The organism is Microbispora hainanensis, assembly GCF_036186745.1.
Classification (GTDB): domain Bacteria; phylum Actinomycetota; class Actinomycetes; order Streptosporangiales; family Streptosporangiaceae; genus Microbispora.
The window spans coordinates 6,703,846-6,728,540 of the sequence record NZ_CP108086.1; the positions used below are offsets into that span (position 1 = coordinate 6,703,846).

A 24,695-nucleotide genomic window follows, 5' to 3' on the forward strand; every position below is an offset into this window, starting at 1 on the left:
AGGGGCCACGATGCCGCCGGTGCTGGAGCGACGCGAACTGGGACGAGCGCTGCTGGCCCGCCAGATGCTGCTGGAACGGGCCGACGCGACGGCCGAGGAGGCGATCGCGCGGCTGGCCGGAATGCAGGCCCAGGCTCCGTACGCGCCTTACTTCGGGCTCTGGACCAGGTTGAAGAGGTTCGGCACCGATGACCTGGCGGACGCGCTGACAGGGCGCCGGCTGGTGCGGGTCGCGCTGATGCGCAGCACCGTCCATCTGGTCACGGCGGCGGACTACCGCTCGTTGCGGACATGGGTCCAGCCTGCGCTCGACCGGGAGCTGGACACCGCGTTCAAGAAGGCCCTGGCCGGTCTGGACCGCGCGGCCGTGGCGGAGGCGGGGCGCGTCCTGCTCGGCGAGCGGCCCCTCACTCCCGGAGAACTCGGGCAGGCGCTGAGCGAGCGGTGGCCCGGCCGCGAGCCCCGCGCGCTCGCCACAGTGGTGCGAAACCTGGTGCCCCTGGTTCAGGTGCCGCCGCGCGCTGTCTGGGGCGTAGGCGGTGCCGCACGGTACGCCACGGCGGCGACCTGGACGGGAGCCGCGCCCGCACCGGTGCCGGACCCCGAACGGATCGTGCTGCGTTACCTCGCCGCGTTCGGCCCGGCGTCGGTCAAGGACGTGCAGACATGGGCGGGTCTGACCCGGCTGCACGCCGTCATGGAGCGGCTGCGGCCACGGCTGGCGGTCTTCCGCGACGAGCATGGGGTGGAGCTGTTCGACCTGCCGGACGCGCCGCGCCCCGGCGCCGACGCCCTCGCGCCGGTTCGCTTCCTGCCCGAGTATGACAACCTGCTGGCCTCCCATGCCGACCGCACCCGCGTGATCTCGGACGAAGCCCGCCGGCGCGTGACGACCCGCAACGGCATGCGCGCGACCTTCCTCGTGGACGGCCAAGTGAGAGGTGCGTGGAAGCTCGACGCGGACAGGACGTCGGCGACTCTGGAAATCGACTCTTTCCTGCCGCTGTCCGCCGCCGAACGCGCCGAGGTCGAGGCGGAAGGCGCCCGGCTTCTGGAGTTCGCCGCGCCCGGAGCCGCACACGATCTACGTCCGACCACCTGATGGCCCGCAGCGCGGGCTGCGAGGAGGTCGTGCTGCGACTGGTCCGCAGCCCGGACACGGCCTGCGCGGCACCGTCTCCCCGCGCATCCCGCTGGGCGCCGCGAACGGAGCACCCGGCGCGGACCGGTGAGACGAGGCCGGCGGCCCGCCTCGTGCCGCCTCAGGCGCGGGCCCGCGGGTCGTCGCCGATGACGTGGGCGGTATGGGTGTCCACGTCGAGGGCGGTGCGGGCGATCACGCCCCCGTCGCCGACCAGGGCGATGTGCAGCCGCCCGCTGGTCCAGCCGTCCGGCAGCACGGCGCGCACCGGCGGGCGCGCCGAGCACGAACGGCTTGGCCTCCGCGGCGGGGCCCGGCTCCCCCGGGTGTCCGGGGGTGGCGCCGAAGACCGGGGTCCAGGCGGTGTGCAGGCGGCCTCGTGGTGGCGTTGACGTGGGCCGGGCCCACGCCGGCCAGGTCCTGGGAGAGCACGACCTGCCAGGCGCCCGCCGCCCCCTCTCAGCGGTAGGTGTAGCAGTAGTTCGACTTGCCCTTGAACCGGTGGAACGCCTTCGGGTCGTGGTAGCGCCAGCGGCAGCCCGCGTCGCGCTGGCTCTGGGAGAGATACATGGTGTCGCCCTTGCGCTTGACGCAGTACGCGCCGGGCGTGGGCGTCTCCCGATACTCGACCCACTCCCAGCCGAGGCTCACGCAGTAGTCGGTGAACCGGCCGGGTCCCAGCTCCACTACCCGCTGGGCGGGCGTGGGCGAGGGCTTCGCCTGCTTCTTCTCCACCGGGGACTCCGCGGGGACCGGCGCGGTCGTCTTCGACCGGCGTACTGTCGGCCGTGCGGTGACCGTACGCGTCGGGACCGGCCGGGTGGTGGCCGGCCTGGCCGTGGACCGGCTCACCCGCGGCGGGTGTGAGGCGGCGGGCGACGCGGATCGCGAGACGGCGACGGGCGACGGAACCGCGAGCGCGGACGGGGACGGGCCGCCGCCGGTGTCCGCCGACGCGGGCGGGGGCGTGCCGACCGCCGCCGCTCGCTCCGTCGCGGAGACGCCAGTCCCGGTGAACGGCAGATGCAGGGACGGCAGCAGCGCGACGGTGGCGGCCACCGTGGCCGCCACCGCCACGGCCACGGCGGCGACGACGGCCCGCACCCGCCCACGACTGTTGCTTCCCGGCACCGTGGCAGGTCCCGTGGCAGGTCCCGTGGCAGGTCCCGTGATCGGCCCGGACTGCGCGTCGCCCGTGGCAGGCGGCATCGGCGTGCCCGGCCCGGCGTGCGCGCCGGGCGCGGGCGGGACACCTGGCGCGCCCGGCGTACCCGGCGCGTACGGCGCACCGCCCCCGGCGGGCGAGACCGGCGTGCCCGATCCGGCCGGCGCGGCGGGTGCCCCCGGAACCCCGGGCGCCACCGGCACGGCCGGGGCGTCGTGGCGTGGGCGGACGAGGCGGTCGACGATCTCCCGCGCCGTCGGCCGCCGTGCCGGGTCCTTGGCGAGACAGGCCGTGAGCAGGTCGCGCAGCGGCGACTCGATCCCCTCCAGGTCGGGCTCCTGGTTGAGGATCCGGTTGATGATGGCGGGGATGGCGTCGGCGCCGAACGGCGGACGGCCCATGGCGGCGAACGCGATCGTGGACGCCCAGGCGAACACGTCGAGGGCGAAGCCGAGCTCGCCCGCCGCGAGCTGCTCGGGCGCCATGTAGGCGGGCGTTCCCACGATCTGGCTGGTCATCGTGCTGGTGTTGGCCAGCGCGCGGGCGATCCCGAAGTCGATGACGCGCGGCCCGTCCGGCCCGATCAAGACGTTCTGCGGCTTGAAGTCCCGGTGGACCACCCCGGCGTCGTGCAGGGCGACCAGGGCGGTGGCGGTGCCGATGGCGAGCCGTTCGAGCGCGCCGCCCGACAGGGGCCCCCGCGCGGCCACCACCTGGCTCAGCGGCGGCCCGTCGACGTACTCGCTCACGATGTACGGCCGGCTGCCGTCCATGCCGGACTCCAGCACCTGGGCCGTGCAGAACCGGGCGACCCGGCGGGCGAGCTCCGCCTCGCGGGTGAAGTCGGTGCGGGCGGCGTCCTGGCCGAGCCGTGCGTGGAAGAGCTTGACCGCGACGAGGTCGCCGGACTCCGCCTCGCCGAGATAGACGACGCCCTGCCCTCCTTCGCCGATCCTGCCGGTGATGCGGAAGGAACCCAGGCGTGCGGGATCGCTCGGCTCCAGCGGCTGCGGCATGACTCTCCGGGGGTCGGGGGCACGTACGCGCCTCCAGTATCCCGCCGGAGATCGACCACATGACCGCCTTGGCCCGACCGCGGCCGGTGCCCGGCGCGTCGTTCCCGGAATCCGTGGAGGGCGCGGCGCCGGAACCACGCCCTCCACGGGGCACGCTACGAGGAACTACGGCCCTCCAGGCCGGCGACCGCGATCGTGCCGGAGGTGCCGCGCAGGCCGAAGCCGTAGCGGAAGCCCTCGCGGGCCTGCGGGGTGGCGAGCGTGCCGCCGATGTCCGCCGTACGCAGCGGACGCCACTGGCCGCCGGTGTAGGCGAAGGAGGTGATGGTGTCACCGGACAGCGCCAGCGCGAACCGGTCGCCGGGCTTGAGGGTCAGCGGGGCGTCGCCGGGCGTGTCGAGGAACCGGCCGCCGACCCGCACGTTGATGCCCGACTGCTTGCGGGTGTTGTTGTACCAGGCGGTCACGTAGGTGCCGGCGTCCTTCACCCAGCCGACGAACACGCTGTCCTCCGGGCTGCCGGTGCCGGCGAACTCCCCCGCCGTCACCACGCTGATCGCGTCGGCCGACGAGAGCGCCGCCGGACCGGCCGCCAGGCCGAAGAACGGCTGGGCGCCGCCGCCCGCGAACCGGCCGCCGCCGACGGTGACCGCCGGAAGGGCCTCGCCGCCCTCGGGCTTGTAGAGCGTGTAGCCCGCCGAGGTGTCGGCGGCGAAGTCGTCGTCGGCCTCCACCTTCCCGTAGGCGTCCGGGTCGAGCCCCACGGTCACCTGGGCGTACGGGCTCACGGCCCGCGCCGATCCGTCGAACTCGACGGCCGCGCGCACCGGGTGGGCGCCGGGGCTCGGCGCGGTCCCGGCGGGCGGCGCGACCCGCCAGCGTACGGCGAACTCGCCGCCCGGCCGCACCACGTGGGCCTTCGGGCTGCCGACCGGCTCGGCCGACCAGCCCGGGGGCACGGCCAGCGACGCCGTGACCCGGGTGGCGGGCGTGCGTCCCCGGTTGACGAAGGTGGTGGTCACCTCGGCGGGGTCGCCGGAACGCGCCTGCCCGGAGACGGTCACGTCCACCGTGGCGTCGCCCGCGGCGGGCGACCACGCCTGCAGCTCGGTGACGCCGACGTACGCGCCCGGCGGGTTGCCGAACACCAGCCGGATCTTCGTCGTTGTCAGGGCCGGGAACGTGACGCGGTTCAGCGCGGCGCCCGCGGGCCGCTCCGGCGTGCGGGTCTGGCCCGGCACCTCGCGCCACGCCGCGCCGTCCCAGAACTCCAGCCGGTACGACGCGGGGGCCTTCACGCCGCCTCCGTCGTCGTAGGCGTAGAACCGCACGTCGCTCACCCGGGTCGGCACGCCGAAGTCCACGCCGAGGTGGTCTTCGGCGTTCGGCGAGCGGTAGTTGGTCCACCGGTTGTGCGGGACGTCGTCGTAGTAGATCCGCCCGTCCACGGCGTCCCAAACGTTGTCGATGCCGTTGGTGTACGACGCGAACGGCTTGGGATAGCCGGTGCCGTACGGGTTGGCGGCGTCGTCGGACGGCCGCGAGGAGCGGTCGGGCGTCACGGCGGCCGGCACCCGGGCGGTCAGCTCGCCGACCGTGGCCCGCTTGGCGGCCTGCCTGCCGTCCACGTAGACGCGCATGCCCGCGCCCTGGCCATACCTGCTGCCGTCGCGGTCCCACAGCACGGTCACGTTGTGGCCGTGGTAGGGCACGTTCTCCAGCGCGAAGTAGTCCCACCCGGCCGGCGCGAGCGGCTTCAGCACGACCGTGCCGTCCGGCTGCGGGCGCAGCCCGATCAGGCCGCTGATCACCAGGTCGTCGAAGGTCGAGTGGTTGTAGTGCTCACTGTGGCCCGCGGCGTCGTAGATCCAGCGCGGCTCGTCGGGGTGGTGCGCCTCGGCGACGTACGGGTGCCCGTCCTTGAACTGGGTGAGCGCGTAGCCGCGCAGCACCGTGTAGTAGTCGGCGGCGGTGACCACGTGCTGGTCGTAGTCGTCGAGCAGGTTGGCCATCGCGGTGAGCGTGGTCGAGGTGGAGTAGGGCCAGCTCGGCCCGTCCCAGCGGCAGCAGCCGTTCAGCGCGTCGCGCATGAACAGCGGGCTGCGCCGTTCGGCGGTGGTCGGCCCGTACGGCGCGGCGAACCCCTGCGGGTCGAGCAGCTGCGCCCACGCCTTCTCCGTACCGGGCCTGGCCATGTCGAACGCCCACGGGACGAAACCGATCTCCTCGCGGGTGGACACCAGCCGCTCCTGGGGGTCCAGGTCGGCGCGGGCCTTGTGGTAGAAGAATGACCGCTTCGGGTCCCACAGATAGCGGTGCAGCGCGTCCTGCAGCGACGCCGCCCGCTGTTCGAACGTCTTGGCCAGCGCCTTGTCGCCGCTCAAGGTGGCGATGGCGGCGATCGCCTTGGCGTCGCCGTACTGGTAGGCGTTCAGCGTCGGCCGGTAGCCCGCGCCGCCGTGGTAGGGATCGGCCGGGTCGGTCTCGTAGGACGAGGCGGTGAACTCCATCGCGTCCCACACCGGCACCGACCAGTAGAGGCCCAGCTTCTTGTCGTACTGGCCGCCCCACTTGTCGTACTGCCGCACCAGGTCGGGCAGCAGCCCCTTGACGAAGGACGCGTCGCCGGTGACCAGATAGCGCTGGTAGGCGGCGTCGGCCGCCCACCAGGCGTACTGGTGCGCCCAGTCGTCGGTGTCCTTGTTGAGGTACTCCTCCTTCGGCTTGGGGCCGGCGCCCGGTCCCTGCAGCCAGTAGGTGAGGTAGTCGTCGATCGGGCGGGTGTCGCGCAGCCAGCGCCCCTCGTACACGTGGTGACCGGCGGCGGCGACGATGCCGCCGAGCGGGGCGGAGTATCCGGGCGGGTTGTGGAACTCGGTGATCACGTCACCGGTCGCGGAGTCGGTGTAGCGGATGTGCCGCTTGTAGGTGCTCCAGCGGTAGTAGTAGACGTCCTGGATCTCCCGGTCGGGCACCTCCAGGAACGGGATGTTGGCCTTGTACCACTCCGGCTCGGCGTACCCCGACACGAGCGCGTCGTGGTCCAGGAAGGCGGTGCCCCTGCCGACCTCCGGGTACGCCGCGGGCGGCGCGGGGGCGTGGGCGGCCTCGGCCGGGGCGGGGATCAGGGCGGTCGGCGCGGCCAGCGCCGCGAGCGTCGCGAGCATCGCGACGGCGTGTCTCATGGTCACCTCGGGCGTTCTCGGCAATCTCAGGAGGGTGACGGCAGGCGAAATCGCTCAGGTTCGGTCGCGTTGCACGATGGTACGCGACCGAATCTGATCGATAGCGCTCAGTCTTGACCAGTTATGGACGAAACGCAATAGCTCTTCGCGGGAGCGCCACCCCCGTCCGGGGGACCGAAAACGCCCGCGGGCTGAGAAACTGCGGGCATGAGTCACAGCCATGACGAGGACCCCGCATGCGCGGCGGCCCACGGCGACGCGCCGCCGGAGGAGACGGAGCGGCGGACGCTGGTCGCGGTGTTCGCGTCTCCGGTGGCCGATCACCTGCTGCGGTTCGGCGTGGAGCTGGGCTTCCGGCCGATCCTGCTGGAGCCCGACCCGGATCGCGGGCTCGGCGGCCTTCCGGCGGGCTCGGTCGAGGTGGTGAGAGAGGCAGGCGGCCATCTGGACGGCACAGCCGACGTGGTCGTCACCGACCATCACCGCGCGGAGATCGGGCCGATACTGCGTGACGTCCTCCGCGGCCCCGCGCGCTGGATCGGCATCATGGGCAGCCCCCGTCACGAGGGTCCGCACGTGCGGGCGCTGACCGAGCTGGGCGTCCCGCCCGAGGAGATCGCCCGCGTGCACCGCCCGATAGGGCTCAACATCGGCTCGCGTACGCCCGCGGAGATCGCGGTGGCCACGCTCGCCGGCCTGATCGCCGACAGGAACGGCAGGCCCGGCGGCTTCGCGCACTGACGTCCCGCCCGCCAGACGAGCCGCCCGGCATGCGGAGGGGCACCCCCGCTGGTGGCGGGGGTGCCCCAGGCGCTCCTCCTGGTCAGGAGCGCGTCATGGTGTCACCGGTCAGGGTCACCGGTCAGGAGGCGCTGCACGTCAGCGTCGGTGTCTCCGGGCTGCCGTTGGCGGTGAACCCGAAGGTGGTGCTGCCGTTGGCGGGCACGGTGCCGTTCCACGACTCGTTGCGGACGGAGACCGAGGAGCCGGAGCCGGACGTGAGGCCGCCCCACAGCTGGGTGATGGACGGGGAGCCGGACCAGCTCCAGTTCACCGTCCAGCCGCTGATCGCCGCGTTGCCGGCGCGGACCGTGACCTCGGACTGGAAGCCACCGGGCCAGCTGTTGACCGTACGGATCGTCGCGCTGCACCCGTTGCCCGGCTGCGGGCTCGGACTCGGACTCGGGCTCGGGCTCGGGCTGACCGGCGGAGTGGGGCTCGGGCTCGGGCTGACCGGCGGGGTCGGGCTCGGGCTCGGGCTGACCGGGGGCGTCGGGCTCGGGCTCGGGCTGACGGGCGGGGTGGGGCTGGGCGAGGTGTTGGGTGCGGCGTTGTTGAGGGCGTTGAGGACCGCGGTGTAGGCGGCCTTCTTGTTGCCGTTGCCGTCGAACAGCAGCGGGTTCTGGTAGGAGCGCCAGGAGTCGCTGTCACGCACGCCCCACACCGTGATGCCGACGCAGCGGGCGACCGCGAGGCAGTCGTTGACGATGTTGGCGTAGGTGGTGGCCGAGGCGCCCTCGACGTCCAGCTCGGTGATGGCCACGTCCACCCCGAGGGCGGCGAAGCTGGAGATGGTGGTGCGGAAGTTGCTGTTGTAGGCGCTGCCGCTGTTGAAGTGGCCCTGCAGGCCGACGCAGTCGATCGGGACACCGCGCGACTTGAAGTCGCGGACCATGTTGTAGACGCCCTGCGTCTTGGCCCAGGTCCAGTTGTCGATGTTGTAGTCGTTGTAGCAGAGCTTGGCGTCAGGGTCGGCGGCCCGCGCGGTGCGGAAGGCGACCTCGATCCAGTCGTTGCCGGTGCGCTGCAGGTTGGAGTCGCGGCGGCCGCCGGTGTTGTCGTCGAAGGCCTCGTTGACCACGTCCCAGTAGGGGATCTTGCCCTTGTAGTGGGCCATCACGCCGTTGATGTGGTTGATCATCGCCTGGCGCAGCGCGCTGCCGCTGAGGGACTGCATCCAGCCGGGCTGCTGGGAGTACCACGCCAGCGTGTGCCCGCGCACCTGCTTGCCGTTCTGCACGGCCCAGTTGTAGATCCGGTCGGCGTTGGTGAAGTTGAACTGACCCTGGTTCGGCTCAGTCGCGTCGATCTTCATCTCGTTCTCGGCCGTGATCATGTTGAACTCACGATTGGCGATCGTGGTGTACTGCGAGTCGCCCAGCTTGTTCGCACTGATCGCGGTGCCGAAATAACGACCGGTGCGGGCCGCGGCGGCGCCCAGCGTGGTGGCCGGCGACCCGCCAGGGGTGGCCGACGGGCTCGGCGACGGGCTGTTCGGCGGCGTGGGCGACGGAGACGGAGACGGAGACGGGGACGGCGACGGGGAGCTCGGCGTGGTGCTGTTGAGACCGAGGAAGTTGATCGCGTAGCTGATCATGCCGTTGAGGGGCAGCGAGTGGCCCTGACCGGAGACGCTGATGCCCTCGACCGGAGGCTGGGTGCCGTTGTTGCCATACCGGGTGCGGGTCCAGCCCGACGAGGGGCTGTCGGTGGACACGGGCGTCTGGCTGACACCGTGGAGGTTGGTCCACTGCTTGATCTCTTCGCCGAAGTTCGGGTAGGCCAGCGTCGTGTCGTTGGTGCCGTGCCACAGCTGCATCCGAGGATAGGAGCCGCTGTAGCCGGAGTACATCGACCGGGCCAGGTCACCCCACTGCTGGGCGCTCTTGATGCTCTGCCCGCTGGAGCACTGGCTGTTCCAGGTGGAGCCGTCGTTCGTGGCGAAGCAGCCCGCCGGGACGCCCATGAAGGCCGAACCCGCCGTGAAGACGTCCGGATACTCGGCCGCCAGCACGTTGGTCATCATCGCGCCGGAGGAGACGCCGCTGACGTAGACGCGGCCGGGGTCCACGTTGTAGCGCGACTTGGCGTAGTCGACCATCGAGATGATGCCGACCGGGTCGCTGCCGCCGCCCCGCCGCAGCGCCTGGGGCGAGTACACGTCGAAGCACTGCCCGCTGCGCGTGGCCTCGGGGAACACGATGATGAACCCGTATTGGTCGGCCGCGTTCACGTAGTCGCGGAAGTATCCGCTGTACAGCGCCGACGCGGTGCCCGTGCAGTAGTGGACGGCGACCAGGAGCGCCGGCCGGGCCGCCACCCGGTCCGGCACGTAGATGTACATGTTCAGGTTGCTCGGGTTGTTGCCGAAGTTGGTCACCCGAGTCAGGGAGGCCGCGGCGGCTGGTTGGGTGACCAGCAACGTGGTCGCCGCGACCACGGGCATCAGCACGGCGGCCAATAGGGCCACGATGCGTCGTCTCACGTGCGCTGTCCTTCCTCCGGTAGCGCCGACCGGGAGGTGTGGCCATGGCGTCCGGGATCGGGCTCCCGTACTTCTCGCAGGCCGTGGATGCCCCACCCGCACCGAATCGGCGATGTGAATGTTTCCGAAGCGTGCCTAAAACTTTCTGGGCACTCAACCCGCAGATCACCTGGACTTCTGCGGCGGCGAAGAGCAGGACGTCAGAGGCATCCCCTGCCGCTGGGAGGCCGAGGAGCTTTGGAAAGTTTCATGAAGACGCCGAAATGTTGTCAGATCGCCGGGGCGGCATGCGGCCGCGCGTGAGCGTGACGCGTGAGCGGCGCCCGGCGCGCGGGCATGGTCTACAGCCGGGGGAGGCGACGACAGGAGCCTGGACATGCTGGAGGTCATCGGCGCGGGACTTCCGCGCACCGGAACGACGTCGGTGAAGGTGGCCCTGGAGCGGCTCGGGTTCGGGCCCTGCTATCACTTCTACGAGGTCCTGCTCCGCCCGGAGCTCGCCGCACGATGGCTGCCCGTCTGCGCGGACGGGGCGGCACCCGACTGGGACCGGGTCTTCGAGGGCTTCCGCTCCTGTGTGGACTGGCCCGCCAGCTTCTTCTGGCGGGAGCTGGCACGGGCGTATCCGGAGGCCAAGGTCGTCCTCACGGTCCGCGACCCGCAGAGCTGGTATGCCAGCTTCCGCCTGCTGGGCTCGCTGGGCCCGCGCGAGCCGCTGCGGGAGGACGAGGCGCCCGAGTCCATCCGTCCGGTGGTCGCCGCGATCACGAGTCTCCGGCCGCTCTTCGAGCGGATCAGCGGGTCGTTGTTCGGGGAAAACCGGCAGCCCGGTCACAGCCCGGACGAGGAGCGGGCCGTCGCGGCCTACCACCGGCATGTCGCCGAGGTGCTGGCCGCCGTTCCCGCCGAACGGCTCCTGGTCTTCGACGTACGCGAGGGATGGGGACCGCTGTGCGCCTTCCTCGGGGTCGCCGCTCCCCCGGACGTCCCGTTCCCGCACCTCAACGACGCCGCGTCGATCCGCAGGACGTTCGAGCTCATGCACACCGAGGGCCGCGTCCACGTCCCCTTCGCGCCCGGAGGCTGACGGCGGACGGCCGCGCACCTCACCGAACGGGTCCGCGGCACCCGGGCCTGGGACGCGCCCTCCCCCGTCGCGGGCTGGGCCGCCCGGGCCACCGGCCAGGACGACCGGCTCGACGCCGGCTTCTGCGCCGAGCTGCTCGCCGGGATGGAGCAGATGGAGCAGGTCATCCGCGCCTCCGGCCAGTTCGGCGCCCGGGTCGAGGTGCCCGGTGATGCGGACGTCCAGACCAAGCTCGTGGGTTTCATCGGCAGGGACCCGTTCTGGCGGAGCCCCGGCCCGTCCGCCTGATCTGCGCCCTCGTGCTGCCAGGTCGAGCGTGACCGCGGTCGCGGAGTCGTTGGTGCAGGTCAGGGTCCGCGTGGCCGTCGGCTGGGCGGCGGTGACCGACAGGGTGGCGCTCGGCGGGTTCGCGGTGACCTGCCGGCTCACCGCGCGGACCGCTACTTCATCACGCGGGAGCGCGGCGTCGTCAGCGCAGGAATGCCGCGGCCTCCCCGGCGTCGACGGGGATGTGCAGGCCGGTGGTGAGGGACAGGTCGCCGCCGGTGAGGGCGAAGACGGCGGCGGCGACGTGCTCGGGCAGCACCTCGCGCTTGAGCAGAGTGCGCCGGGCGTAGAACTCGCCGAGCTCGGCCTCCGGCACGCCGTAGACGGCCGCCCGGTTGGTGCCCCAGCCGGAGGCGAAGATGGCGGAGCCGCGGACCACCCCGTCGGGGTTGATCCCGTTGACGCGGATGCCGTGCTCGCCGAGCTCGGCCGCGAGCAGGCGCACCTGGTGGGCCTGGTCGGCCTTGGCCGCGCCGTACGCCACGTTGTCGCGCCCGGCGAAGACGGAGTTATTGGACGCGATGTAGACGATGTCGCCGCCCATGCCCTGCTCGATCATGACGCGGGCCGTCTCCCGGGAGACGAGGAACGAGCCGCGGGCCATCACGTCGTGCTGGAGGTCCCAGTCGTCCACGGTGGTCTCCAGCAGCGAGCGCGACAGCGACAGCCCGGCGTTGTTGACCACCAGATCGACCCCGCCGAAGGCCAGCACGGCCTGCCGTACGGCCTCGACGACCTGGGCCTCGTCGGTGACGTCGGCCTGGACGGCCACGGCCGCGTCGGCGGGACGATGCGCGTGGGCCCCGATCTCGGCGGCCACCTTCTCGGCGGCGGCGAGGTCGCGGTCGGCGACCACCACGCAGGCGCCCTCGGCGGCCAGGCGGCGGGCGGTGGCCGCGCCGATGCCCGAGCCGCCGCCGGTGACCAGCGCGATCCGGGTGGACAGCGGCTTGGGCGCCGGCATCCGCCGCAGCTTGGCCTCCTCCAGCTCCCAGTATTCGATGCGGAACTTCTCCGACTCCTCGATCGGGGCGTAGACCGACAGCGCCTCGGCGCCGCGCATCACGTTGATCGCGTTGAGGAAGAACTCACCGGCGACGCGGGCGGTCTGCTTGTCCTTGCCGAAGGAGAACATGCCGACGCCCGGCACGAGCACGATGGCCGGGTCGGCGCCGCGCATCGGGGGCGAGGCGGGGGTGGCGTGCCGTTCGTAGTACGCGCGGTAGTCCTCGCGGTAGGCCGCGTGCAGCTCGCCGAGGCGCGAGATCACCTCCTCCAGCGGCGCGCCGGCGGGCAGGTCGAGCACGAGCGGCGCGACCTTGGTGCGCAGGAAGTGGTCGGGGCACGAGGTGCCGAGGGCGGCCAGCTCCGCGTGCCGCTCGCGGGACAGGAAGTCGAGCACCTCGGGGGTGCCGGTGTAGTGGCCGACCTGGCGGACGTCGGTCGAGCACAGGCCGCGCAGCACCGGGAACAGCTCCGCCGCCCGCTCGCGCCTGGCCCGCTCCGGCAGCGGCTCCCAGCCCGGCATCACCGGCCCGAACGGCTCGGGCCTGCCGCGCTGGGCGATGTACGCCTCGGCGGTGCGGATGATCCACAGCGAGTTGCCGGCGCATTCCGCGGAGGTGTCGCCCCAGGCGGTGATGCCGTGGCCGCCCAGGATGCAGCCGACGGCCCGGGGGTTGGCGTCCTTGACGGCGGCGATGTCCAGGCCGAGCTGAAAGCCGGGACGCCGCCAGGGCACCCAGACGACCCGGTCGCCGAAGATGCGCCGGGTCAGCTCCTCGCCATCTGCGGCGGCCGCGATGGCGATCCCGGCGTCGGGGTGGAGGTGGTCGACGTGCGCCGCGTCGATCAGGCCGTGCATCGCGGTGTCGATCGACGGCGCCGCCCCGCCCTTGCCGAACGCGCAGTGGTCGAAGGCGGCGACCATCTCGTCCTCGCGTTCGACACCCGGGTAGACGCCGGTGAGCGCGCGCAGCCGGTCGAGCCGGAGCACGGCCAGGCCCGATTCGGTGAGCGTGCCGAGGTCGCCGCCCGATCCCTTCACCCACATCAGTTCCACGCCGGTGCCGGTGACCGGGTCGAGAGCAGTGCCCTTGGCCGAAGCGTTGCCCCCGGCGAAGTTCGTGTTCCGGGGGTCGGCTCCCAGCAGGTGCGCGCGTTCGAGCAGCTGCTCAACCGGCGTGGTCATGCGATCTCTCCCTAGGCATGCACGGACGATACTTGGACCTTTAGGACTATTTGCTACAAAACGGACAGCACGCGGCAGGCTACAGCGGCGGGCCGGGCGTCCGGAGACCGGCCCCCGCTCACGTCCCCCCGCTCACGTCCCCCCGATCACGACCCCCCGATCACGACCCGGCCTCCGACCCGGCCCCGAGCCCGCACCCCAACCCCGGCTCCCGCCCCCGGCCAACACCGGACGGCCTGCAAGGGGCGGCGGAGCCGGCGAAACGTCAGGGCGTACTCGACGGGCTGCGGGCGGCCGGGCCGGTGCGCTCGGTCGGCGTGGACTCCTGGGCGGTCGACTACGGCCTGCTCGACGGCGACAAACGGCTGCCCGGCCTCCACCACCGGCCTGTACGACGTCCGCGCCCGCGCCTGGTCGCACGACCTGGCATACCGGCCGGCCTGCCGCCCGGCATCTGCCGCCGCTGCGCGAGCCCGGGACACCCGCCGGTACGCTCCGGCCCGAGATCACATCCGCGGCCTCGTCCGCCGCAGCGAACCGCTTCGGGCCTACCGGCCCCGGGGCGGGGGAAGCGCCTGGGACCACGCCGAGTCCCGCCTGCCCACTCCCTCGTGGGCCGGCATCAGCGGACGCGGCCCACGCCGCCGAGCGCGCCGGCCTTGCCCTCCCGCACGAAGGGGTAGTCGGTGTCGGGCCGCCACTCGTGCAGCGGCACCACTCCCGGCTCGACCAGGTCGAGCCCGTCGAAGAACGTGAGGACCTGGTCGTACGACCGGGAGGTGGTGCCGGGGACGGAGGTCCGGCTGAAGACCTTCCGGCCCTCCTCCTCCTGGTCGTCGCTCAGCTCGCCGAGGGAGCCGTGCGACACGACCAGGTAGCCGCCCGGCACGAGCGGCTCCCGGAGCGTCGCGACGATCTTCATCGCCTCGTCGTCGTCCGGGATGAAGTGCAGCACGCCGAGCAGCAGGACGGCGAGCGGCTGGGAGAAGTCGATGTGCTCCCGGATCTCCGGGTGCCGCAGCAGCGCCTCGGTGTCGCGCATGTCCGCCTCGACCGCGCGCACCCGATCGTTCTCGGCCAGGATGGCCCGCGCGTGGACGAGGACGATGGGGTCGTTGTCCACGTAGACGACCCGCGACTCCGGGGCCACCTCCTGGGCGACCTGGTGGACGTTGCGCTGCGTCGGAAGTCCGGCGCCGATGTCGAGGAACTGGCGGATACCCTGCTGCGCGAGGTACGTGACCGCCCGGATCAGGAACTCGCGGTTCTCCCGGGCGATGTCGGGGAGGTTGGGCAGGATCTCGATGATCTTCTCCGCGGCCTCGCGGTCCGCCGCGAAATTGTCCTTGCCACCCAGGTAGTAGTCGTACATCCGGGCGACGCTCGGAGTAAACGGGTCGACGCCCGCGGGCGCCTTACGCTCGTCCACAACACTCCCCTCGTCGTACATAAATGATCGTACGGCCTTGATCGCGACAGGGAAGACACGTCACCGATTTGTCATCCAAGGCCAGGAACCGGCACGAAGCGGATGAGGCTCGACGAATCCGTTACCGGCGGTCCGGGACCGCTCGCTGACGTGCCGAGACGGTAACTTTCCGGCTTTCGGGACAGCACGTTAACGGCCTCGACGCACGTCTCACACTCTTGACAGTGCGCGCCGTCCCACTTACGGTCACGAAACATCGCCGCAATCTATCCGCAACAGGAAATGTTAGCGCTAACAACCGAGGAGCCTCCTTGATGAGAAGCGGTCCCCCCGCCGCGGCTCACCCCGCCCCTCCACGGGAACGTTTCGCACCGGGCCGCCCACGCATATTCGGCTCCGCCCACGAGCGATCACCTCACGGCCGCCCACCCGCGCCCGAGGTGAACACCACACTCTCCGCCCGGCACAACCGGTAGGACACGCGCCCCTCCCGCCGGGACTCCAGCCGGCCGGCCCGCGGACGCCCCCCTCCGCAGGCCGGCTGTCCGGCCGCATCTCAGCCGACCGCTCACTCCGATCCCACACCCCCTCGCGTCAGGCATCGCCTGACATCGCTCAGCAGAGGAGTTTCGCGTGCCCGAAAATCGCCGATCCCCGGCGGTCCCCCGGCGGTTGCGGAGGATCTCGCTCGCGACGGCCGCCGCGCTCGTGTGCGGCGGTCTCGCGGCCCACGGCGGCGTGGCGAACGCCTCCGCCGGGTGGTCGCCGGCGCCGTCGTACACCTCGACCGACAAGGGCGACGGCACCTACACCGTGCCGATCACCAATGCCGACGTGCCCGACATCAGCGTGGAGCGCGTCCCTGCCGCGGAGAACAAGGAGCACCGCGACGTCTACTACATGATCAGCACGACCATGCACCTGAGCCCGGGCGCGCCGATCATGAAGTCGTACGACCTGGTGAACTGGGAGATCGTCAACTACGTGTTCGGCCGGGCGGACATCGGCGACGCGTTCTCCCTGCGCAACGGGCAGAACTCCTACGGCCAGGGCCAGTGGGCGTCGTCGCTGCGCTACCACGACGGCAGGTTCTACGTCGTCTTCAACACCAACAACCTCGGCGGCGCGTACCTCTACAGCACCGACGACGTCGAGAACGGCAAGTGGACGCGCACGCCGCTCGGCCGCGGCCTGCACGACCCGTCGCTGTTCTTCGACGACGACGGCACGCCGTACATCTTCTACGGCTCCGGCGGGACGAGCGCCGTACGCCTCAAGCCGGATATGTCGGGCATCGACAGGGACTATCCGAACATCTTCACGGCGAACGACTACGCCGGAAAGCCGTTCATCGGCGGGCTGTTCGAGGGCGCCCAGGTCTTCCACATCAACGGCTATTACTACGTGGTCATCATCACCTGGCCGTCCGGGCAGGGACGCCAGGTCGTCATGTTCCGCTCGAAGGACCTGCTCGGCCGCTACACGTCGGCGGACGGCTCGAACACCTACGAGGCGCGCGGAGTGCTCGACTCCAACGGCTTCGCCCAGGGCAGCCTCGTGCCGATCTCCCGCGACGGCGGCACCGACTGGTATGGCATGTTCTTCCGCGACAACTTCCCGATCGGGCGCACCCCGGCGCTCATCCCCGCCACCTGGCAGGACGGCTGGCCGACGTTCGGCACCGACGGGGTCGTGCCGGTGGGCGGCGCGTTCGCCAAGCCGATCACGCTGAGCCCGGCGGAGGAGACGTTCGAGCGGCAGAAGAGCCTCGTCGCCTCCGACGACTTCGCAAACGACGCGCCGCACCGGCCGTACATGGACGAGCAGTGGACGATCCCCGACCCGCCCTCGTACGACGACTCGCTCATCGGCGTCGAGCTCCTGCAGAACCCCGGGTTCGAGGCCGACGCGGTCTCCCCGTGGGGCACGCAGTACGGCGCGACGATCACCCGCGACACCACCGACCCGGCCGCGGGATCGGCGGCGCTGAAGGTGAGCGACCGCACGCTCAACGGCTCCGGGCCCAACCAGTTCCTCAACGGCAAGGTGCAGCGCGGTGTGACCTACACCGTGTCGGCGAAGATCAAGTACACCTCGGGCCCGAGCAGCATCCGGTTCAACCTCGTGGCCGACTGGGGCACGGGCGTCCAGACGATGGCGTCCGGGAACGTTCCCGCCGGGCAGTGGACGACCGTCACGGGCCAGTACACCATCCCCTCGACGGCCAACGTGGACAACTTCAAGTTCGCGATCGAGACCCCGTGGGCCAACCCGCAGCCGGCGTCGTCGAGCGTGGACTACCTGGTCGACGACGTCTCGATCGTCGGGCAGCCGGTGACGACCGAGAGCCCGTCCGAGGAGGAGATCGCCCCCAACGGGTCGCGGCTCGACCCGGTGTGGGAGTGGAACCACGCCCCCGACAACCGCTACTGGTCGCTCACCGACCGGGACGGCTGGCTGCGGCTGACGACCGGCAAGGTGGTCACCGGCAAGTACGTCTACACCAAGCTGTCCGGCCGCGACGAGCTGACCTGGTTCGAAGAGGCGCGCAACACGCTGTCGCAGCGTACGTTCGGGCCCCGGCAGTCGGTCGAGACCAAGATGGACATCTCCGGCATGAAGAACGGCGACGTCGCCGGTCTGGCCGCCTACAACCGCGGGTTCTCCTATGTCGCGGTCAAGCGCGTCGACGGCCAGAACACGCTGGGCGTCGTCAACCGCGTGCAGCCGTTCGCGGTCGACATCGACCAGTCGGCGGTCGAGAGCTTCGTGCCCGGCACGACGGTGCCGCTCGGAGACGCGACGCAGGTGTACGTGAAGGCGGACCTCGACTTCAGCTCTCCGGTCGGGCAGCTGTGGACGACGTTCTACTACAGCCTCGACGGCCTGAACTGGACCCAGCTGGGCAGCCGCGTCGGCCCGCAGACGCTGGACGGCAGCCTCTCGCACTTCATGGGACACCGGGTCGGCCTGTTCGATTACGCGACGAAGGAGAAGGGCGGGCACGTCGACTTCGACTACTACAAGCTCAGCGACACGCTGACCGCGCAGAACAAGGCCCTCGACACGAGCGGCCTCGACGCGGCGATCGCACACGCGGGAACGCTCGACGAGCGCGACTATCCGGCGGACGCCTGGGCCGACATGCGGGCCGCGCTCGACACCGCGACGGCGGCGCGGGCCGGTGAGTTCGGCACCCAGAACCAGATCGACGCGCCGGAGCGGGCGCTCAGCTACCAGCTCGCCCGGCTCGGCACGCTCAAGACCGCCTCTCCGGAGGTCAGGCTGACCGTCACCGCCGCCTCCCGCTGCGTCGGCAGCTCGGCATACGTGGCGGTCACGGCCGTCAACGACTCCGGCGTTCCGGCGACGATCACGCTGACGACGCCGTACGGGTCCAAGACGGTGGCCGACGTGGCTCCGGGCAAGCAGGCATACCAGTCCTTCAACACCCGGGCCGGGAACATCGACGCCGGCACGGTCACCGTCAAGGCGACCGCCACGATCGACGGCAAGCAGGCCACCTCGTCCTACGACGCCGGCTACGCGGCGGCGAGCTGCCGCTGACGACGTGGCCGGCCGGCAGCCGATCGCCGGCCGGCCCCGCACCACCGCACCACCCGCACCACCCCGGGCCGGTCGGCCGCCCGGCCGGCCGGCCCCACCCCCCCCACACAACACGTCGCGCGCGTCCGCGCGGTTCCTCGGGGCGTCGTGTTCACGGAGAAGTCCCAGGTCAAGGAGATCATTCGTGTCGAAGCGCGTTGGAAAGACGACCCGGCGACGGGTCGCCGCGATAGCGATGGCCGGTGCCCTGCTGGGCGCCGCCGTCACCGCGACGGCGGGACCGGTGCAGGCCGCCGCCCCGAACATCATCGTGAACGGCGGGTTCGAGGACGGCCTGTCCGGCTGGTTCGTCAACAACGGGAACTCGACCGACGGCGCGACGCTGTCGCCCACGACGGACGCGTACGCCGGTTCGGGCGCCGTGCTCGTCACCGACCGCAAGACGACCGGATCCGGCCCGATGCAGGACCTGTCCGGCAAGGTCCAGGCCGGCAAGACGTACGCGGTCACGGCGCGGGTGAAATACGAGAACCCCAACAGCCCGGCGACCAAGCAGTTCTTCGCCACCATGCACTACGGCGGCGCGACCTACACGAACGTCGGCACGGTGACGGTCGCGCGCGGGCAGTGGGGGCTCATCCAGGGCACGTTCACGATCCCCGCGAGCCAGAGCGTCGCGACCGCGCGGCTGTTCATCGAGACGCCCTGGACATCGGATCCCGGGTCCGCCCCGGACACGCACCTGATGGACTTCAAGGTCGACGACGTGTCCGTCACGGAGTTCGTGCCGTCCACGACCATCGAGGCGCTCGGCAAGAACCCCGGCGAGGGCAACCCGCTCATCTCGCACAAGTTCGGCGCGGACGGCAACGCGTTCGTCCACGACGGCCGCGTGTACATCTACATGACCAACGACACGCAGGAGTACAAGCCCGGCCCCACCGGGGTCTCCTCGACCAACACGTACGCGAGCATCAACACGATCACGGTCATCTCGTCCGACGACCTCATGAACTGGGTCGACCACGGCGAGATCCCCGTCGCCGGCCCGAACGGGGTCGCCCGTTACGCGAACAACTCGTGGGCCCCGGCCATGGAGAGCAAGGTCGTCGACGGCAAGGAAAAGTTTTTTCTCTACTTCGCCAACAACGGCGGCGGCTCCGGTGTCATCGTCGGCGACTCGCCGATCGGCCCGTGGCACGACGAGCGCGGCAACCTGCTCATCACGAGCGCGACGCCGGGCGCGTCCAACGGCATCAACTGGCTGTTCGACCCCGGCGTGTTCATCGACGACGACGGCCAGGGCTACCTCGTCTTCGGCGGTGGTGGCGACGACGGGACGCGCAGCGCCGAGAACACCAACCACCCGAAGTCCACGCGCGTGATCAGGCTCGGCGACGACATGATCAGCACGCAGGGCTCGGCTGAGGTCATCGACGCGCCGCTCGTGTTCGAGGCCGGCCACCTGTTCAAGCGCGACGGCAAGTACTACTACTCGTACTCGTCGAACTTCGGCTTCGGCGGCCCGATCGACCCCAACGGCCCGCCGACCGGTGCCATCGCCTACCTCATGGCCGACAGCCCGATGGGCCCGTGGACCCCCGAGACGTACAAGGGCATCATCTTCCGCAACCCGGGCACCTACTTCGGCGCCGGCGGCAACAACCACCAGTCGGTGTTCAAGCTCGGCGACCAGTACTACTTCACCTATCACGCCCAGACGCTCAACAGCCGCATCACGGGCGGCGCCACCCAGGGCTTCCGCAGCCCGCACCTCGCCAAGCTCGACTTCAACGCCGACGGTACGATCAAGGAAGTGCGGGGCGACTACAAGGGCGTCGAGCAGATCCGCGACCTCGACCCCTACCGGGTGATCGAGGCCGAGACGATCGCCTGGCAGCAGGGCATCGCGACGAAGAAGATCGACGGCGGGTCGGAGGAGTTCGGCGCGCAGGCCCCGAACCTCGTGGTGCACGACATCGACAACGGGGACTGGACGTCGCTCGCGAAGGTCGACTTCGGCGCGGAGGGCGCCACCGGGGTCACGGCCAAGGTGCGCCCGCTCGCCACCGGCGGGAAGATCGAGGTTCGCCTCGACGGCCGCACCTCGCCCGTGGTCGCGACCATTCCCGTCGACGCGCCGCTCGGCGAGTGGACGAAGCCGACCGCCAGGCTCGACGGCGTCACCGGCGTGCACGACGTCTACTTCACGTACGCCGGGCCCGACGGCGCGGACCTCTTCGAGGTCGACTCCTGGTCGTTCGAGGCCGCCTCCTCGCCGGAGGTCGCCCTGACCGTCACCGCGTCCTCCCGCTGCATCGGCAGCTCGGCGTACGTCGCGGTCACGGCCGTCAACGACTCCGGCGTTCCGGCGACCATCACACTGACCACCCCGTACGGGTCCAAGACGGTGGCCGACGTGGCTCCGGGCAAGCAGGCCTACCAGTCCTTCAACACCCGGACCGGGAGCATCGACGCCGGCACGGTCACCGTCAAGGCGACCGCCACGATCGACGGCAAGCAGGTCACCTCGTCCTACGACGCCGGCTACGCGGCGGCGAGCTGCCGCTGACGACGTGGCCGGCCGGCAGCCGATCGCCGGCCGGCCAGCGGTGGCGAACTCACGATGAGGACGCCGCCACCGCACCACCCGGGGCCGGCCGGCCGCCCGGCCGGCCCTATCGGCCCGGAATACCTGGGCGTGTGTTCCGGACGCCCGCAATGGGGGCCATACGCCCATAATGGGACCGGATGCCGCCCGGAAACCGCACGGCCGCCATGCGAACGGGCGCTCACGACCAGACAGGAGAGACCCCGTTGCCGAAGAGCCGTCCGCAGGGCGCCCCCGCCCTGCTCGCCGCACTGGCCGTTCTGCGGGCTGTCGGCACCCTCTTGGTCGCCATGGTCGCCGTGGCGGCGTTCGCCGTCCCGGCCGGTGCCGACACCACCTGGTCGGTCGTCCCCGCCAACGCCGACGGCCCCGACGGCCGCACCGCCATCGACATCGAACTGCCCGCCGGGCAACAGGTCACCGAACACATCGCCGTCATCAACCGCTCCACCCAACCCGTCGACTTCGCCATCGACGCAAACGACGGCTACCTCACCACCAAGGGCTACTTCGACATGCGGCCCCCCGAGGCCACCCCCGTCGACGGCGGCGCCTGGATCACCGTCCCCGAAAAAGTCACCATCGCCGCCGGAGCCACCACCGTCGTCCCCATCACCGTGGCCATCCCCCAAAACGCCACCCCCGGCGACCACCCCGCCGGCGTCACCGCCTCCGTCGACGCCGTCTCCGGCCAGGTCCGCGTCCACAACCGCGTCGGCGTCCGCGTCAACATCCGCGTCACCGGCACCTTCGCCGCCAAAATCGCCGTCAGCAACATACAGACCGCCTACACCTGGTCCTGGAACCCCTTCACCCCCGGCACCGTCGAAGTCACCTACACCCTCGCCAACACCGGCAACGTCCGCCTGGCCCCCGACAGCCGCATCCAGACCTCCACCCTCGCCGGCGACAACACCTGGGACGACACCTCCGAAGCCAGAGCCCGCGAAATCATGCCCGGCGGCAGCCGCACCTTCACCGCCCGCATCACCGGCACCTGGCCCCTGGGACCCATCGGCACCACCATCTGGGCCATCCCCTCCCCCGCAGGCAAACCCCTGCCCGGCGTCACCGCCGAACGCGTCGCCATCGACACCACCATCTGGGCCATCCCCTGGCCCCAGCTCACCCTCCTCGCCCTGCTCGCCCTCGCCGTCCTCGCCCTCCGCCTCACCAGCACCCGGCGCCGCCGCCGCATCGAAAAACTGATCCTCCTCAACAGCCGCGGCACCCCCCTCGGCACATGAGCCCCCGGGCCCGCCACGTACGGATGGAAGGGCGGGGAGTGGACGCCGAGCGACGGCGGCCGTGCGCACCTCAGCCGAACGCGGCCTCGGTGACCGGCGCCCACTCCCGCCACTCGCGCAGCCGCTCGGCGTAGATGGCCTCGATCTCGGGGAGCGTGTTGCCGAGGACGAGCCGCCGGGGCGGCTTCTCGGCGTCGGCGAGCATGAGTATGGGCCCGCGCGGCGACCCGCAGTTCGGTGCCAGGCCGGCGCTGCCTGAGCCCCGCATCGCCCACCGCATCCGCGACTGGAACGCCAGGCTCGGCTTCGTCGCCGCCGGGCTCGGCATCACGACCGTCCCCCGGATCGCCGTCTCCGGCCTGCCCACCGGGATCGCCATCGTCGAGGTGGACGCCCCCGCCTATTCCGGGCGTACCGCCCTGGCCGTGACCAGGTCAGATCCGTCTCCAGGACAGCGCGCCGTCGTCGCGGCCCTCCGAGCCGCGGCCGAGTCCGCATGACCCCGTGCACCGAGACCGGGGCGTTCAACGACCCGGACACGATGGAGGTCGGCCGGGGCGGCATGACCCGGGGCGGTGCGGCGCGGTCCGAGGGTGGTCGGCTGCCTGTTGCGCCGCTGGTGTCTCGGGCCCTCATTGGCGCGAGGAGCGTTGCCGTAACTCGATGGCCGGAACGAGGCCGCCTGTGGCACGGTATGGGCGTGTCCGAGCAGATTCCGCCGCCTCGCAGCGTGGACGAGGCGATCGCCGCCGAGCAGGCGGGCCGCGCCCCGCGTTACCTGTACTTCTGGGGCCACCGGCCGGCCCGCGACGGCGGCATCGGTCGCGGCTGCCTGTCGCAGTGGTGGCCCGCCGCCTTCACCGAGGACGGCCGCACCTTCGCCTCCGCCGAGCACTACATGATGGCCCACAAGGCCTGGCTGTTCGGCGACGAGCGGACCGCCGAGCGGATCCTCGCGGCGGACCACCCGCGTGAGGTCAAGCAGCTCGGCCGCGTCGTACACGGCTTCGACGACCAGGTATGGGCGGCCAACCGGTTCGACATCGTGGTCCGCGGCAGCATCGCCAAGTTCGGCCAGAACCCGGAGCTGACGCGCTTCCTGCTCGGGACCGGAGACCAGGTCCTGGTGGAGGCGAGCCCGCTCGACCGGATCTGGGGCATCGGCCTGGCCTCCGACGACGAACGCGCCGCCTCCGCCTCGACCTGGCAGGGCCTCAACCTGCTCGGCTTCGCCCTGATGGCGGCCCGTGACGCGCTGAAGCCCGGCCTGTGACGCGCTGAAGCCCGGCTCGTGAGCGCGGACGCCGCCCCGCCACATCACACGTGAGAGGCCACCGGCGGCGCCGTCCCGCGTACGACGCCGCCGCCCGCTCGTCTCCTGACTAGGGCGCGTATCGGGTTGTGATCAATTTGTGGGATTCGCCTGTCCGTCGTGGCCTGATCCGGTAGATCGGCGTGTGTGACGCGTGCGCAGCTGACGGATGAGGAATGGGAGTTCATCAAGCCATATCTCCCGATCGGCAGGTTCGGCCCGTACCCTGAGCGGCTGCGGCAGCAGTTCGAGGGGGTGATCTGGCGGTTCCGGACGGGTGGGCAGTGGCGGGAGATCCCGCAGGAGTTCGGAGCCTGGCAGACCGTTCACAACCGCTTCCGGCAGTGGAGGGATGCCGGCGTCTTCGAAGCCCTGCTTGAAGGGGCGATCGCGGAAGCCGCCAAACGCGGCGAGGTGGACTTATCCCTGGTCAGCGTGGACTCCACCACCGCTCGGGCGCACCACGACGCCGCCGGGATGCACCTTGACCCGGACGTGCTGGCCGCCCTGGAGAAGGCTGCCGAACAGGAGCGGGCCCGGCAAAGGGGGCGACCGGGAAGGACAACAGGAGCAGGACGCCCGAAACGACGCCGAAGCAGAACAACGGCGGCACATCCGGCGGCGGCGCAGGCTCCGGTTGAAAGCTGCCCTGCTCGGACGCTCCAGGGGTGGGCAGACCAGCAAGATTCACCTCGCCGCCGACCGCAGGTGCCGCCCCTTGGCGTTCGTCGTGACCGCAGGGCAGGCCGCCGACAGCCCGCAGTTCATCCCCGTGCTGAAGAAAGTACGCGTCCGGGTACCCGTCGGCCGTCCCCGCACCCGGCCCGGCGCGGTCGCCGGCGACAAGGCCTACTCCTCCCGCGGCAACCGCGCCTACCTTCGCGGACGCCGCATCAAGGCGGTCATCCCGGAAAAGAGGGACCAGGCCGCCAACCGGAAGAAGAAGGGCAGCAAAGGCGGCCGGCCCGTCCGCCACGACGCCGGCCTGTACAAGGAACGCAACACCGTCGAGCGCCTGATCAACAAGCTGAAGGCCTGGCGAGGCATCGCCACCCGCTACGACAAAACCCCTGCGAGCTACCTCGCCGGCCTCCACCTCCGCGCCGCGATGATCTGGATTAAAGACCTCACCCAGGCCACCCCTTGATCACA

General features: G+C 71.3%; 16 protein-coding genes and 1 pseudogene. 10 read left to right on the plus strand and 7 right to left on the minus strand.

Features of this window, described 5'->3' with window-relative positions; all coding sequences use genetic code 11:
• The first annotated feature begins 10 nt into the window (after positions 1 to 10).
• A complete protein-coding gene (locus OHB01_RS30970; protein ID WP_142646867.1) occupies positions 11 to 1,102 on the plus strand; it encodes a winged helix DNA-binding domain-containing protein in 1,092 nt (363 codons plus the stop codon).
• Positions 1,103 to 1,262: 160 nt separating this feature from the next.
• On the opposite strand, the gene OHB01_RS30975 is transcribed toward OHB01_RS30970, so the two are convergent.
• The 3 genes from OHB01_RS30975 to OHB01_RS30985 form a co-directional block, all read right to left on the minus strand.
• Positions 1,263 to 1,409 (minus strand): hypothetical protein, encoded by a 147-nt coding sequence (locus OHB01_RS30975; protein ID WP_328854353.1) that lies wholly within the window; start codon positions 1,407 to 1,409, stop codon positions 1,263 to 1,265.
• Positions 1,410 to 1,600: 191 nt separating this feature from the next.
• A complete protein-coding gene (locus tag OHB01_RS30980) occupies positions 1,601 to 3,322 on the minus strand; it encodes a serine/threonine protein kinase (RefSeq protein ID WP_147943367.1) in 1,722 nt (573 codons plus the stop codon).
• A 155-nt stretch (positions 3,323 to 3,477) separates the two neighbouring features.
• The gene (locus tag OHB01_RS30985; protein ID WP_328854354.1) at positions 3,478 to 6,507 is read right to left on the minus strand and encodes an MGH1-like glycoside hydrolase domain-containing protein; all 3,030 of its coding nucleotides are present in this window, start codon (positions 6,505 to 6,507) and stop codon (positions 3,478 to 3,480) included.
• A gap of 207 nt (positions 6,508 to 6,714) precedes the next feature.
• Between OHB01_RS30985 and OHB01_RS30990 the strand changes: the two genes are divergently transcribed.
• Positions 6,715 to 7,248, plus strand: a complete 534-nt coding sequence (locus OHB01_RS30990; protein ID WP_142646762.1) for an XdhC family protein — start codon at positions 6,715 to 6,717, stop codon at positions 7,246 to 7,248.
• Positions 7,249 to 7,369: 121 nt separating this feature from the next.
• Here OHB01_RS30990 and OHB01_RS30995 read toward each other — a convergent pair whose 3' ends face one another.
• Positions 7,370 to 9,772: a PHB depolymerase family esterase gene (locus OHB01_RS30995; RefSeq protein ID WP_328854355.1), complete on the minus strand. Its 2,403-nt coding sequence runs from the start codon at positions 9,770 to 9,772 to the stop codon at positions 7,370 to 7,372.
• Positions 9,773 to 10,148: 376 nt separating this feature from the next.
• Between OHB01_RS30995 and OHB01_RS31000 the strand changes: the two genes are divergently transcribed.
• Both OHB01_RS31000 and OHB01_RS31005 read left to right on the plus strand, forming a co-directional pair.
• Entirely contained in the window at positions 10,149 to 10,859 is a 711-nt protein-coding gene (locus tag OHB01_RS31000) for a sulfotransferase family protein (RefSeq protein ID WP_142652572.1), read from the plus strand.
• 153 nt (positions 10,860 to 11,012) lie between these two features.
• Positions 11,013 to 11,147: a hypothetical protein gene (locus tag OHB01_RS31005; protein WP_328709946.1), complete on the plus strand. Its 135-nt coding sequence runs from the start codon at positions 11,013 to 11,015 to the stop codon at positions 11,145 to 11,147.
• 181 nt (positions 11,148 to 11,328) lie between these two features.
• Here the strand turns inward: OHB01_RS31005 and OHB01_RS31010 are convergent, their stop codons facing one another.
• Both OHB01_RS31010 and OHB01_RS31015 read right to left on the minus strand, forming a co-directional pair.
• Positions 11,329 to 13,377, minus strand: coding sequence for a bifunctional aldolase/short-chain dehydrogenase (locus OHB01_RS31010; RefSeq protein WP_142652573.1), 2,049 nt, complete (start codon positions 13,375 to 13,377; stop codon positions 11,329 to 11,331).
• Positions 13,378 to 13,999: 622 nt separating this feature from the next.
• Positions 14,000 to 14,806, minus strand: a complete 807-nt coding sequence (locus OHB01_RS31015) for an SAM-dependent methyltransferase (protein WP_328854356.1) — start codon at positions 14,804 to 14,806, stop codon at positions 14,000 to 14,002.
• 633 nt (positions 14,807 to 15,439) lie between these two features.
• Between OHB01_RS31015 and OHB01_RS31020 the strand changes: the two genes are divergently transcribed.
• The 3 genes from OHB01_RS31020 to OHB01_RS31030 all read left to right on the plus strand — a co-directional run bounded on the left by OHB01_RS31020 (position 15,440) and on the right by OHB01_RS31030 (position 22,231).
• The gene (locus OHB01_RS31020; protein ID WP_328854357.1) at positions 15,440 to 18,373 is read left to right on the plus strand and encodes a family 43 glycosylhydrolase; all 2,934 of its coding nucleotides are present in this window, start codon (positions 15,440 to 15,442) and stop codon (positions 18,371 to 18,373) included.
• Between the two features lie 184 nt (positions 18,374 to 18,557).
• Positions 18,558 to 20,945 carry a family 43 glycosylhydrolase gene (locus OHB01_RS31025; RefSeq protein ID WP_142652577.1) on the plus strand — a complete coding sequence of 796 codons (2,388 nt, stop codon included), beginning with the start codon at positions 18,558 to 18,560 and terminating at the stop codon, positions 20,943 to 20,945.
• A 245-nt stretch (positions 20,946 to 21,190) separates the two neighbouring features.
• Positions 21,191 to 22,231, plus strand: a complete 1,041-nt coding sequence (locus OHB01_RS31030; protein ID WP_328854358.1) for a WxL protein peptidoglycan domain-containing protein — start codon at positions 21,191 to 21,193, stop codon at positions 22,229 to 22,231.
• Between the two features lie 70 nt (positions 22,232 to 22,301).
• Here the strand turns inward: OHB01_RS31030 and OHB01_RS31035 are convergent, their stop codons facing one another.
• Complete coding sequence (locus OHB01_RS31035) at positions 22,302 to 22,436, minus strand: hypothetical protein (protein WP_260617574.1); 135 nt, start codon at positions 22,434 to 22,436, stop codon at positions 22,302 to 22,304.
• On the opposite strand from OHB01_RS31035, the gene OHB01_RS31040 reads away from it, so the two are divergent.
• The 3 genes and pseudogenes from OHB01_RS31040 to OHB01_RS31050 all read left to right on the plus strand — a co-directional run bounded on the left by OHB01_RS31040 (position 22,435) and on the right by OHB01_RS31050 (position 24,690).
• Positions 22,435 to 22,731 (plus strand): LysR substrate-binding domain-containing protein, encoded by a 297-nt coding sequence (locus OHB01_RS31040; protein WP_168066696.1) that lies wholly within the window; start codon positions 22,435 to 22,437, stop codon positions 22,729 to 22,731. The two genes, OHB01_RS31035 and OHB01_RS31040, sit on opposite strands and share 2 nt — an antisense overlap.
• A gap of 194 nt (positions 22,732 to 22,925) precedes the next feature.
• Complete coding sequence (locus OHB01_RS31045; RefSeq protein WP_142652764.1) at positions 22,926 to 23,504, plus strand: NADAR family protein; 579 nt, start codon at positions 22,926 to 22,928, stop codon at positions 23,502 to 23,504.
• 186 nt (positions 23,505 to 23,690) lie between these two features.
• Positions 23,691 to 24,690: pseudogene (locus OHB01_RS31050) on the plus strand (IS5 family transposase).
• Positions 24,691 to 24,695: the final 5 nt, after the last annotated feature.